General features: G+C 71.5%; 12 protein-coding genes. 3 read left to right on the top strand and 9 right to left on the bottom strand.

The window, feature by feature from the left end:
- The 8 genes from J1G43_RS04010 to J1G43_RS03975 form a co-directional block, all read right to left on the bottom strand.
- Complete coding sequence (locus J1G43_RS04010; RefSeq protein ID WP_207339490.1) at window positions 1–960, bottom strand: ABC transporter ATP-binding protein; 960 nt, start codon at window positions 958–960, stop codon at window positions 1–3.
- Between the two features lie 141 nt (window positions 961–1101).
- Entirely contained in the window at window positions 1102–1848 is a 747-nt protein-coding gene (locus tag J1G43_RS04005) for a hypothetical protein (protein ID WP_207378011.1), read from the bottom strand.
- Between the two features lie 57 nt (window positions 1849–1905).
- A complete protein-coding gene (locus tag J1G43_RS04000) occupies window positions 1906–2643 on the bottom strand; it encodes a hypothetical protein (RefSeq protein WP_207378010.1) in 738 nt (245 codons plus the stop codon).
- On the bottom strand, window positions 2640–3563 hold the full coding sequence (locus J1G43_RS03995; RefSeq protein WP_207370038.1) for an ATP-binding cassette domain-containing protein: 924 nt from the start codon (window positions 3561–3563) through the stop codon (window positions 2640–2642). Before J1G43_RS03995 ends, J1G43_RS04000 begins: the two co-directional genes overlap by 4 nt.
- Window positions 3560–3943, bottom strand: a complete 384-nt coding sequence (locus J1G43_RS03990) for a GntR family transcriptional regulator (protein WP_207339494.1) — start codon at window positions 3941–3943, stop codon at window positions 3560–3562. Before J1G43_RS03990 ends, J1G43_RS03995 begins: the two co-directional genes overlap by 4 nt.
- Before the next feature lie 123 nt (window positions 3944–4066).
- Complete coding sequence (locus J1G43_RS03985) at window positions 4067–4915, bottom strand: helix-turn-helix transcriptional regulator (protein ID WP_207370037.1); 849 nt, start codon at window positions 4913–4915, stop codon at window positions 4067–4069.
- A gap of 53 nt (window positions 4916–4968) precedes the next feature.
- A complete protein-coding gene (locus tag J1G43_RS03980) occupies window positions 4969–5742 on the bottom strand; it encodes an SDR family NAD(P)-dependent oxidoreductase (protein WP_207378009.1) in 774 nt (257 codons plus the stop codon).
- Between the two features lie 161 nt (window positions 5743–5903).
- Window positions 5904–6374, bottom strand: a complete 471-nt coding sequence (locus tag J1G43_RS03975) for a MarR family winged helix-turn-helix transcriptional regulator (RefSeq protein WP_207339497.1) — start codon at window positions 6372–6374, stop codon at window positions 5904–5906.
- A 77-nt stretch (window positions 6375–6451) separates the two neighbouring features.
- Here J1G43_RS03975 and J1G43_RS03970 point away from each other — a divergent pair, with 77 nt between their 5' ends.
- Complete coding sequence (locus J1G43_RS03970; RefSeq protein ID WP_207378008.1) at window positions 6452–8716, top strand: LLM class flavin-dependent oxidoreductase; 2265 nt, start codon at window positions 6452–6454, stop codon at window positions 8714–8716.
- Window positions 8717–8799: 83 nt separating this feature from the next.
- Here J1G43_RS03970 and J1G43_RS03965 read toward each other — a convergent pair whose 3' ends face one another.
- Window positions 8800–9855: a DegT/DnrJ/EryC1/StrS aminotransferase family protein gene (locus J1G43_RS03965; protein ID WP_207378007.1), complete on the bottom strand. Its 1056-nt coding sequence runs from the start codon at window positions 9853–9855 to the stop codon at window positions 8800–8802.
- A gap of 553 nt (window positions 9856–10408) precedes the next feature.
- On the opposite strand from J1G43_RS03965, the gene J1G43_RS03960 reads away from it, so the two are divergent.
- Together J1G43_RS03960 and J1G43_RS19775 are read left to right on the top strand one after the other, a co-directional pair.
- Window positions 10409–11512, top strand: a complete 1104-nt coding sequence (locus tag J1G43_RS03960; RefSeq protein WP_207378006.1) for a substrate-binding domain-containing protein — start codon at window positions 10409–10411, stop codon at window positions 11510–11512.
- Complete coding sequence (locus J1G43_RS19775) at window positions 11509–12645, top strand: glycosyltransferase (protein ID WP_374191783.1); 1137 nt, start codon at window positions 11509–11511, stop codon at window positions 12643–12645. Before J1G43_RS03960 ends, J1G43_RS19775 begins: the two co-directional genes overlap by 4 nt.
- Window positions 12646–12689 lie beyond the last annotated feature (44 nt).

The raw sequence follows: 12689 nt of genomic DNA, 5'->3' as shown, positions 1-12689 counted from the left end.
TCACACCTCTGCGGAGGTCGTCACGGGCTGGGCGTCGGCGCCGTCGGCACCGGTGAGGGAGACGAACGCGTCCTCGAGGGACGCGCGCTCCAGGCGGACGTCGCGGGTCGCGACGTCGTGGCGGGCGAGCGCGACGAGCACGCCCTGGACGAGCGCGCCGCCGCCTCGCACGACGAGCGCACGGTCCTCGACGACGGCCTCGCGGACGTCGGGGACGCCCGTGAGCGCGCCGAGCAGCACCTCGTCGGGGACGGGCCGCTCGGGACGCACGCGCAGCACGTGCTCACCCTGCGCGAGGTCGACGATCTGCTCCGGCGTGCCGGTCGCGGCGACGAGCCCGCCGGAGATGAGGGCGATCCGGTCGCACAGCCGCTCGGCCTCCTCCATGAGGTGGGTGACGAGGAGGATCGTCACCCCCGCGTCACGTACCGCCTCGACGACCGCCCACGTCTCGCGCCGGGCGTGCGGGTCGAGGCCCGTCGTCAGCTCGTCGAGGATCGCGACCTCGGGCCGGCCGACGAGCGCGAGCGCGACCGACAGGCGCTGCTTCTGCCCGCCGGAGAGGTCCTTGAACGCGGTGTCACGCTTGACCGTGAGGCCGAGCAGGTCGAGCAGGTCGACGGGGTCGGCCGGCGCGGCGTAGAAGGACGCGTAGAGCTCCAGCGCCTCCTGGACCCGCAGCCGGTCCGGCAGGGCCGACTCCTGGAGCTGGAGGCCGACCTTGTCGTGCACGGCGGCGGCCTGCGTCGCCGGGTCGAGCCCGAGGACGCGGACCGTCCCGCCGTCGGGCCGGCGCAGCCCGGCGATCATCTCGACCGTCGTCGTCTTGCCGGCGCCGTTGCGCCCGAGGACGCCGAAGATCTCGCCGCGCTCGACGGTGAGGGACACGTCCTGGACGGCGAGCGTGCTGCCGTAGGACTTGCGCAGGTGCTCCGCGCGGACGACCGGGGTGGTGCTCATGCTGACCTCCGGGTGGGCGGTGGGTGCGCCGGGGAGCGGCGCGTGGGTGCGGGGTGCCGCGGCCCCGGCGGGTGCCGGGTCCGGGGGGACGGGTGTGACGCGGGGTGACGCGCGGTGACGTGGTGCGTGCGCGGTGCGCGGTTACGGGTGCGGTGGCCGCAGCTGCGTGCGGCGGACGACGGCGGCGTAGGCCGCGGCGGTGAGGGCGACGACGAGAACGGACCAGCCGAGCGCGGGCCACGGCGGGCCGGGGGCGGCGGCGGGCAGCGGGCCCCAGCCGCCGGCCGCGCCGAGCAGGGCGAAGACGAGGAACACGGGGCCGACGGTGAGCGGCAGCGCGAGCGTGCCGTACAGCGCGCCCCAGCGCTGGTACACGACACCGACGAGCAGGGCGGCGACGTTCCCGACGACGCAGCACACGACGACCTCGGCGAGCAGCAGGCCGAGGGGTGAGGACTCGTCGGCGAGGAAGCCGTCGGTCACCCGCCAGCCCCTGCCGAGGGCCGTGTGGATGCCGCGCTCGGCGACGGCGAGCAGGGTCAGCACGACGCCGTACGCCGCGCCCGTGCCGACCCCGACGAGGACCGTCGCCCGCGCGAACGTCCGCCGCGTCATGCCGGCGGCGACGTGCGCCCGCAGGAAGAGGCCGACGAGGGCGATCCCCTGGGAGAACGGGAACCAGATGGCGGCGTGCCGCGTGTAGAGCGAGACGGCCACGTCGTCGACGCCCAGCAGCCGGTCGACCAGGATGCTCGCGACCACGACGACGGGCACCGAGCACGCCCAGAACCAGACGAGCAGCGTGAGGTTGACGGCGGCGAGCCGGGTGACGGTGGACCGCAGCGGGCCCGTGCGGCCGGCCAGGGCCGCGGTGACGGTCGCGGACATCGCGTCCTCCTCTCTCGTGGTCGGGTCGTGGGGTCGTGCCGTCGTCCGGTCGTGGGGTCAGGGCGCGGGGGCGAGCTGCAGCCGCTCCACGAGGGCCGCGAAGACCGCCGCCATCGCCGCGGCGAGCACGACGCCCACGCCGACCGCCAGGGCCAGGTGGCCCGCCGCGGTCGTGGTCCAGATGCCCGGCAGGTCGACGTACCGGGCACCGGGGATGTAGAGCAGCAGCACGAGCGGACCCACGGTCAGCGGGAGCGTGAGCGTGCCGACCCAGGCGCCGAATCGCAGGTAGACGGCCCCGACCAGCAGCCCGGACAGGTTGGCGACGACGAACGTCACGGACAGCTCGAGGAGCATCGCCCCGGTTGACGCGGACTCGTCGGCGAGCTGGATCTCCGTGATGACCGACTCCCAGCCCAGGGCGTCGTGGACGGCACGCTCCAGCAGCACGAGGGCCGTGAAGACGGCGGCGTACCCGACGCCGGCGGCGAGCTCGACGAGCAGCGCGGCCCGGACGAACGTCCGGCGGGTCACGCCCGACGCGATGTGCACCCGCAGGTAGGCGCCGACCAGCATGATGCCGAGCGAGAAGGGGAACCAGGTCGCCGCCTGCCGCGCGTACACCGCGATCGACACGTCGGCGCTGCCGTTGACGCGCCAGACGACGAGGGTGGCGATGACGACCGCCACGACCGCGAGGGCCCAGAAGATCCCCGCCATGCTCAGCAGCACCGCGCCCAGCACGCGCGCTGTGCGCACCGTGGGCGACGGGCGGGTGGCGGCTGTCGTCGTCATCGGTCCACCCCCTGCGCGCGTGCCGCGGCGTCGGTGGTCCGGCCCGGGCCGGTGAGGTGGACGAACAGGTCCTGCAGCGGGACCGGGCCCAGCTCGAGCCCGGCCTGCCGTGCGCGGCGCGCGTCCCCCTCCAGGAGCGCGCCGCGCACGGTGGTCTGGGTGGTGCCGCCGAGGCGCTGCGTGGCGAGCACGTCGCGCCCCGCGACGAAGTCCGCGACGGCCGCCGCGGGGCCGGTGACCGAGATGCCCTCGGCGCGCAGGGACTCGACGTCCTGGGCGATGAGGACGCGGCCGGCGTCGAGCACGACGACGTCCTCGAGGAGCCGCTCGACCTCGTCGATGAGGTGGCTCGACAGCACGATGGTGCGCGGGTGCTCGGCGTAGTCGGCGAGCAGCGCGTCGTAGAAGGCGTACCGGCTCGGCGCGTCGAGGCCGAGGTGGACCTCGTCGAGGATGGTCAGCGGGGCGCGCGACGCCAGCCCGACGACGATCCCGAACGCCGACCTCTTGCCGCGCGACAGCTTCGACGGCTTGCGCTTCAGGTCCAGCTCGAACAGCTCGAGCAGCTCGCCGGCGAGCTCGTGCGAGAACCACGGCCGCGCGCCGGAGAGGTACGCGAGGTTGTCCTTGAGGGAGCAGTCGTCGAGCACGTCGCCGGACTCCCGGACGAAGCACACCCCCGGCACGACGCGCTCGTTCTCCCACGGCTCCTCACCGTCGACGAGCACCCGCCCGGCCGTCGGACGGCGGAACGCGGCGAGCAGCGAGCCCATCGTCGACTTGCCCGAGCCGTTGCGGCCCAGCAGGCCGGTGATGGTGCCGGGGCGGATCGTCAGGGCGACGTCGTCGAGCGCGGTGACGTCGCCGTAGCGCTGCGTCACTCCCTGGAGCTCGACGCCCCAGCCGGTGGTCGCGGTCATCGGGACTCTCCCTCGGGTGCGGGGCGGGCGGCACGGGCGCGGAGCCGGGCGACGACGTCCTCGACGTCGACGCCCAGGAGGCGGGCGGCGTCCGCGACGGGGTCGACGGTGTCGGTGAAGAAGGACTCGCGAGCCTCGGCGAGCAGCCGCTCACGGGCGCCGGGGGCGACGAACATGCCGACGCCCCGGCGCTTGTAGAGGACGCCCTCGTCGACGAGCTGGGCGAACGCCTTGGCCGCCGTCGCGGGGTTGATGCGGAACGTCGTGGCGTACTGCGTGGTCGACATGACCTGCTCCTCGGATGCGAGCGCACCCGAGAGCACGTCCTGCCTGATCTGGTCCGCGATCTGCAGGTACACGGGGTCACGTCCGTCGAACACGGCTACCCCTCCCTGCTGGTTCTGTGGTTCATTACTCGACTAATGAACCACAGAACCAGGGGACGCACAACCCCCGACAACGGAGGGGTGGGCTGCGCGGTCAGGAGAGGGTGGGCTGCGCGGTCAGGAGGGGGTGGGCAGCGCCGGGCGGGGGGCCAGGGAGGCCAGCAGGCGGAGCCGGTCGTCGTCCGGTGTGCCCGGTGCGGCGGTGAACACCAGCAGCACCTGGGACTGCTCGACGTCCACGAGCCGCTGGCACTCGAGGCTCATCTCCCCGACCTCGGGGTGGACGAGCCGCTTGTGCGTCTCGTGACGCAGGCCCACCTCGTGCCCGGCCCACACCCGGGCGAACTCCTCGCTGCGCACGAGCAGCGACTGCACGACCTGCTCCGCCCTCGACCCGGGCCCCTGCCGGGCGAGCGCGGCGCGCAGGTCCGAGACGAACACCCGGCCGCGCACGTCGTGGTCCTGCACGGGGTAGACGTCGCGCGAGGAGGGGTGCACGAACCAGCGGTGCACGACGACGCGGTCGAGCCCGGTCAGCGCGGACTCGTCCCCGAGCAGCGCGGCGGCCGCGGGGTTCTGCGCAAGCGCCTCCCCCAGGTCCGTCATCACCTGCGCGGGCGTGTCGTGCAGGCGGTCGAGCACCCGCATCAGCCCGGGCGACACGTGCTCGCCGCGTCCCACGCGTTCCGGCGCGGGACGGCCCGCCAGCCGGAACAGGTGGTCCCGCTCGGCCAGCGTGAGCCGCAGCCCGCGCGCCATCGCCGCGAGCATCTGGTCCGACGGCTGCGGGCCGCGCGCCTGCTCGAGGCGGGACCAGTAGTCGCTCGACATGTCGCACAGCAGCGCGACCTCCTCGCGCCGCAGCCCGCGAGCGCGCCGACGCGACCCGCGCGGCAGGCCCACGTCCTGCGGCTGCAGGGCCTCGCGCCGCGTGCGCAGGAAGTCCGCGAGCTGGAGCCGGTCCACCCGGGCAGTCTTCGCCCGCGCGGACGTCGGGGCAAGCGTCACGGGCAGGCCGGTCACAACCGCATGCCGCCCGACGCCTCGACCCGCTGCCCGGTGACCCACGCGAACGCAGGCGAGGCGATCGCGGCCACGACGGCACCGATGTCCTCCGCCTCGCCCACCCGCCCCAGCGCCGTCTGCGACGCGAGCGCGTCGCGCAGGCCGACGGTGTCCCGCACGACCCCGCCGCTGAAGTCGGTGGCCACCGGCCCTGGCGCGACGACGTTGACGGTGATGCCGCGACCCCCCAGCTCCGCGGCCCAGTACCGCGTCAACGCCTCGACCGCCGCCTTCATCGCCGCGTACCCGGCGTGGTCCCCCGGCTGGACGAACCGTGCGAGCCCGCTCGACACGGTGATGACGCGGCCGCCGTCCGCGAGCATCGGGACCAGGCCCTGGGTGAGCAGGAAGACGCCGCGCACGTGGACGTCGAACAGGGTCTGCAGGTCGTCGGCCGTGGTGCCGCCGAGCGGCGTCGCGAGCGAGAGGCCGGCGTTGTTCAGCAGCACGTCGAGGGTCCCGCGGCCCCGCTGCTCGTGCAGGACGGCGGCCAGCCGTGCCGGGAAGGCGTCCACCGCCGCGAGGTCGGACGTGTCCAGCCGCAGGGCCGCGGCGCGTCGGCCGAGCGCCTCGACGTCGGCGACGACGGCGTGCGCCTCGTCCTCGTGCTGCCGGTAGGTGAGCACGACGTCGGTGCCGGCGGCGGCGAGCGCGAGCGCGCTCGCACGACCGAGACCGCGGTTGCCGCCGGTGACGAGTGCGACGCGGGGGGTGGTGGGGCCGGTCATGGTGTCCTCCGAGGTCCGCGGTCGCCGGTGCGGCGACCCGTGCTGCCAGCCTCGGGGCGCGGCCGCCCGCGCAGAAGGCCGCGTCGATCCGGGGACCGCCGGTCCCTGGATCCGGCGGCGGCGCGGGTCACGCGGCGGCGCGGGTCACGCGGCGGCGCGGATCAGGCGGTGACGACCGCGCAGTGGTCCTCGCCCGACGCGGCCGGGCCGGTGGCCCGGGCGAGCAGCGCGCGCAGGACGCCCTGCTCGTCGGCGCCCAGGCCGTGCAGGACGGTGGCCTCCGCGGCAGCGATGCGCCCCTCGACGTCGGCGAGCGCGGCCCGCCCGAGGTCGGTCGCGGCGATGCGCCGGACGCGCCGGTCGGCCGGGTCGGGGCAGCGTGCGACCAGGCCGGCGGCGCACAGGTCGTCGAGCAGGTAGGTCATGACCGTGCGGTCGATGCCGAGGTGGGCGGCGAGCGCGGCCTGGGTGGGCGGCACGTCGGCGGTGACGACGACGCGCAGCAGCTGGTAGCCGCGCGGGCCGGCGGGGATGCCGCCGAGCGCCTCGCCGACGGCGGTGCGCCACCGGCCGAGCAGCGTGCCGAGCTGCCAGCCGAGGTCGTCGCCGGTGCGCGTCGAGGTGTCCGTCACACCCTCAGCATACCTGTTGCACCACAGATCGTCTGTCAGGCATATGATCTAGCCGGCACACGACCTCGGAGGCACCCATGACCGACTACGGGCACGAGCTGCAGCTCGGCACGTTCCTCACCCCGCAGAACGCCGACCCGCAGACCCCGGTCGACCTGGCCGTGCTCACCGAGCAGGCCGGCCTCGATCTGGTGACGTTCCAGGACCACCCGTACCAGCCGTCGTTCCTCGACACCTGGACGCTGCTGTCGTGGGTCGCCGCGCGCACCGAGCGCGTGCACCTGTCCGGCAACGTCCTCAACGTGCCGATGCGCCCGCCGGCCGTCCTGGCGCGCGCGGCCGCGAGCCTCGACCTGCTGTCCGGCGGCCGCGTCGAGCTCGGCCTGGGCGCCGGGGCGTTCTGGGACGCCATCGAGGGCATGGGCGTCCCGCGGCTGACCCCCGGCGAGGCCGTCGACGCGCTCGGCGAGGCCATCGACGTCATCCGCGCCCTGTGGGACACCGACGGACGCGGCCCGCTGCGCGTCGGCGGCGACCACCACCGCCTCGCGGGCGCCAAGCGTGGCCCGGCCCCGGCGCACGAGATCGGCATCTGGGTCGGCGCCTACAAGCCCCGCATGCTGCGCCTGGTCGGCCGGAAGGCCGACGGCTGGCTGCCCTCGCTGGGTTACCTGCAGCCCGGCGACCTCGCGCGCGGCAACGCGACGATCGACGAGGCCGCGACGGCTGCCGGCCGCGACCCCCGCGAGATCCGCCGGCTGCTCAACATCAACGGCCGCTTCTCCCCCACCCCGGGCGACGGTCTGGACGGCCCGCCCGAGCAGTGGGTCGACGCCCTCGTCCGGTACGCGCTCGAGGACGGCATCGGCACCTTCGTCCTCGCCACCGACGACCCCGCGACCATCCGGACGTTCGCCGAGCAGGTCGCCCCGGCGGTCCGCGACGCGGTCGCCGCCGAGCGCGCCTCGTCGGGCACGTCCAGCGGTCCGGTCCGCGCCGCCGCCGCCCTGGCCAAGCGGGTCGACGGCATCGCCTACGACGCCGTGCCCGCCGGCCTGCCCGCCGTCGAGCCCGGCGACCGCGCGTACGCCTCCCTGCGCTCCACCTACATGCGCCGCGGCGCGCCCGGCATCGTCCTGCTGCCCCGCACCACCGCGCAGGTGGTCGACGCCCTCGGGTACGCCCGCGAGCAGCGCGGGCCGCTGGCGGTGCGGTCCGGCGGGCACGGCATCTCCGGCCGGTCGACCAACGACGGCGGCGTCGTGCTCGACGTCGGCGCGCTGGACGAGGTGACGGTCGTCGACGAGGCGACGCGCCGCGTGCGGCTCGGCGCGGGCGCGACCTGGGGCAAGGTCGCCGCGACGCTGGCCCCGCACGGGTGGGCGATCTCGTCGGGCGACTACGGCGGCGTCGGCGTCGGCGGGCTGGCGACGACCGGCGGGATCGGCCTGCTCGGCCGCTCGCAGGGCCTGACCATCGACCACGTCGTCGCCTACGAGGTCGTCACGGCCGACGGCACCGTGCGCGTCGTCGACGCCCGGCACGAGCCCGAGCTGTTCTGGGGGCTGCGGGGCGCGGGCGGCAACCTCGGCGTCGTCACGTGGGTGGAGCTCGAGGCCCCCGAGGTGCCGGACGTCGTCTTCGCGACCATGACGTTCGACGCCTCCGACCCCGCCCGCCTCCTCGCCCGCTGGGGCCGCGTCGTCCAGGACGCCGACCGACGGCTCACCAGCTTCCTGCACGTGCAGGCCGGGGGCAGCGGCCGTCAGCCGCTCGCGCAGGCCATGACGGTGTGGGCGGACGACGACACGACGTCGGCCGTCGCGGCCCTCGAGGAGCTGCTCGGCGCGGGGACCGTGCTCGACCAGCGCGCGACCCTCACGCCGTACACCGGCGTCGTCGGCCCGGTGGCCCGCCACCACGACGGCGGTGCACCGCCCGTCACCCGCTCCGGGCTGCTGCCCGCCATGACGGACGCGGCGGCCGCCGACCTCGGGCGCCTTCTCGGCTCGGGCGAGGCGATGCTGCTGCAGCTGCGGGCGACGGGAGCCGCCGGCAACGACGTCGCGCCGGACGCGACCGCGTACGCCCACCGCCACCAGCAGCTCTCGGCCACGGCCTTCGCTGGACGCTCGTCCCGCACCGGGCTGGACGACACGTGGGACCGGCTCGCGCACCCGCACATGGACGGCCTGTACCTGTCCTTCGAGACCGACCCGCGCCCCGAGCGGCTGCGCGACGCCTTCCCGCCGCTCACGCTCGACCGGCTGCGGGCGCTCAAGCGCACGTACGACCCGGACCACGTCTTCGACCAGAACTTCCCCATCGACCCGCGGGGCTGAGGCCGGGGTGAGCCCGCCGCATCTGTGAACGCAAATTGCAGGTTGAACCCCGTCCCATCGCCGCATCGCCGCAGCAGATGACGTCACTGGCGCACGGCACCACGGACCGCCGCACACACGGCGTCGACCACCTCCGGCCCCATCTTTCCCCAAAGCGGCAGGCACAATACATCTTCTCGTGCGCGGTCTGCCTCCGGCGTGGGGCCGCTCCCCGTAACGGCGGGTACGGCGTAGGCGCCCGAAAAGTACCGGCGAGACTGAATACCCTCGGAGTGAAGGACGGAGTGAATCTCGTCCGCCAGAGGTCGACCCCCGCGCCCACGGGCACGAACGGCACACACCGCACCGTTAGATGTGGCGCCCGGGCGTTGGTCCAAAAACGATAGCCAGGGCAGGTCTAGACCATCTCGATAGCGCTGCAGCAATTCTATCCTAGCCGCAATCTCCGCCTCCAACCCGTCAAGCGAGGCGAGACCAACCGCACAGACTAACTCATCCGCCTTGCCGTTGGTACCGAGCAGGTCAGCGCAATTCTGCTCATTGTCGATACCGAAATTCCGCAAGATGTGCAGCCTGGCCGCAAGGCCGGCATGCTTGGTGGCGACCGCACCAGCCTCAACAGCGCAGAGCACCTTAGTCGCATGAAGACTAAATGCGCTGCCATCGCCCGCGTCTGCGATCGAACGGCCGCGCCAATCAACACCGACCGCGGCCGCCGCATCGAATAGGATCGGGACACCGTGCTCGCGAGCAACCGATTCCAGGACATCAACCTCTGCGGCGACGCCTAATGTGTGCGTAACGACGATTCCGGCCGTGCGAGCACTGATCAGTCGCCTAACATACTCAGGATCAGCGGTGAGAAAAACCGGATCAACGTCCGCAACCACCACCCGCAGCCCGATCGCACGCAACGCCTGGAACGTCGCAGCGTGCGTAAAGCTACCTACGATGACCTCGTCGCGGCCGTTGTGGTCCCTAAGCCCCGCGGCAGCCCCAAGCAGTTGGAGCGCCACCGTACCGTTACCGACCACGCAGGTGGTGGGCCATCGAAGGCGCGCCTCCAGCGCACGTTCGAGGCGCCCTTGGACCGGCCCTCCATTCGCCACCACCCCCCGAGCCCAGATCTCGCGGACCACCTCCACGACGTCGTCAACCGCGGGCAGCGCTGGCCGCGTGTACGGGATCGGGTCAGGTAGCACGTTCGGGCTCCAAACAGCGATTGGTGACGTAACGGACGCCAGCACCGCTAGCCTATGCGCGTGAGCCCTAGGCGCGTCCGCCGCACTCAGGAGTGCCCCAACTGCGACCCACTCACGAAGGTCGACTCCAAGCTGGCGCGCCGCCGTTCTGATCCTTGCGACCCGCCCGAGGGCGCATGCACTCGTCTGTCAGACACCTAGCGCGGCACGAGTCGCGCGCAGCCGATCAATGGTACGCCTCCGCCAAAAACGCTGAAGGTGAGCCGTATCCCGTGTGTTAATACCCGATGCTATCTGCGCGCGAGGCGTGTGAGCCGCCACGAGCGCCCGGCATGGGCCTACAAAAATGGACGGCGACTCGAGCCATCCCGTGCCCAAAAGTCTAGATCGGGGTCCCGTCGCACTGGGAGCGGCACCACACGCTCCCTCGGGAGTAAGTCCGATCTCCACGCCCAACACTGTCAATCCTTAGTCAGCAATGGAGGCAGGCATGAACTCTCCTCGACCCCGGATGGGCAAGCCTCACGTCAGCCAAATCACGCTCATCCTAGCTCCGGCGACGATCGTCCTGGTTCTACTGACGGCAATATGGGTCGCGGGAATCGACTTCGATCACGCCCTCGGGATAGCCGGGCTCGTCTACGGCGTGGCGGCGCAAGCCCTTGCAGAACTTAGGCAGCGCGACGCGCCGAGAAAATCAATTGTCGTCGTCGGGATGGATGATCATCCGTACTTGAGGAATATTGTCGATGGTCTCCGCGACGGCCTCGATGGCGCCATGCCATTCGAACTGACGACTTTCACGCCCCCAGCGAACGAGCATGCATCGGACAGGTGGCAGGTTCATGTGCTCGACGGTATCAAGGTTCACGATGCGCATGCCGTCGTGGTGCTCCCATCCGCGGACAATGTTGACGTATGGAACTCCCTCGCGCGCCTTCAGCGCAAAGGAATCTTCGTCATCGTGGCTGACCACCGACCGCCGCGCGAACTATTCGTAAACGCAGGGCTCAAACCGCCACCGTACGTAGCCTCCGACTTCCTAAAAGGAGGGTCACTTGCAGGCCGCCTGATAGCCGACCGGCTCCAAAGTAACGAGACCACCTTTGCCGTCGTCGCGATGGGTCCAGGCGAGGTCGGACCGGGAACTGCCCGGTCAGGGCGCGTTGTATACGAACTTGCTCGCAGTGGCCTTAACGGCCGGACTCGAGCAGTCGAACTGGCCTCCTGGGACGCCGTCGCCGCACGCGACTGCTTGTTTCAATCGGCCAGCGACGTCCTCACCGACGCGGCGAACAAGGTGATCATCTTCTGTGGGGACGACCGGATCCTCCTTGAGATGCAGCGTGCTTTCGCGGACCAAGGCGACTGTGAAGGTCGAGTCGAACTGGTTGGTTACGACGGCACCTACGCTATTGACGGCCAACTGCTCGCTCGTGACTACAGCCTGGCGGTGGCAACCATCGACACGCAGCCGCGCCGGCAGGGTGACGTGATCGCACAGATCCTGCGTGACGCTTATCACCGTCAGGCATCGCAAGACACCGAGGAACGCCTCGTGGAGCCTCAACTAGTAGAGACGGCACGTCCATGACGAGGATTCTTGTGACCTCGCAGCCGGGGCTGGGCCATCTCAACGGAGTCATTGCCATCGCCCAGGCACTGCAAGGCAGCGGTCATGACGTCCTTGCGGTTGGGGCGCCGAGCGTGGTGTCGGCGTTTCGTCGCGCGGCGGTCGCCTCCCGGGTGATCGTCGAGGAGCCCCCAGGGTCTGATTCGCTTGACACACACGCAATGGTGCCTCGACTGATAAGCACAGCGCCTCGCGAGCGCCTCGCGATCGTCCGCGCCGAGATTGGGATTCGAAGACGCGCTCTCCCGCTCCTTGATGCGCTGGGACCGGTTGTAGATCAGTGGCGTCCAGAGGTCTTTCTACGCGACGCGACTGAGTGCGCGGCTTGGGTCATGGCCGAGCGCTGCGGCCTCCCTGAAGTCTCCGTCGAGGTAAGCGCCCATTGGCCCAGGGAACGATGGAATGCCGAGCTAGGAGCCGCGTTGACAGAGCTGCGCGACCGCGCCGGGCTACGGACAGGAGCCGAGGGCCCCGCCGCATCGATGTTCCGCCACCTCCATGTAAACAACGCCCCGCCATCGCTCAGAGACCCGACCGTATCGTTGCCATCAAGAGTAATGGACCTGGCACCCGAATTTTTCGAAGATCACCACCAAGATCGCGCACCCGCGATCGACCTCACAGGGCACGCGTATTTGGCGTTTGGCAGCGTCTACCAAACGCCCACCCATACTGTGCAGGAGGTCGTCCAGCGGCTCAGCACCCAATTCCCTGGTGTCATTGTCGCAGGGGTCAGCATGCGGGCGTTGCCGCGAGTGGTGGCGCGGCCTTACGTCGCGCAAACTCCAGCTATGCCTACATGCAATGTGGTAGTTTGCCATGGTGGCCGTAATACCGTCCTAACCGCACTCCGCCACGGCGTGCCAGTTGTATGCGTTCCGATTGGATCGGATCATTTCGACATCGCCGGGTTCGTCCAAGAAAGCGGCGCCGGGCTCACCGCCGGGTGGCATGAGGACGAAATCACCGCAGCGACACTTCGAGTCGCTGCAGAGCCGAGTTTCCGCGCATCCGCGCGTCGAATTTCCTTCGAGATTTCTGAAATGCCCGGGCTAGACACGTTGGTGCGGCGGATAGAGTCGCTCACAGGATGAGTGGGCATGTCGCGACGACTCACGAGAGCCTTCAGTGACCCCCA

The organism is Cellulomonas sp. zg-ZUI22 (genome assembly GCF_017353535.1).
Taxonomy (GTDB): Bacteria; Actinomycetota; Actinomycetes; order Actinomycetales; family Cellulomonadaceae; genus Cellulomonas; species Cellulomonas wangleii.
The sequence above is the reverse complement of the archived record's forward strand: the minus strand, read 5'-3'. Positions and strand labels throughout refer to the sequence as shown.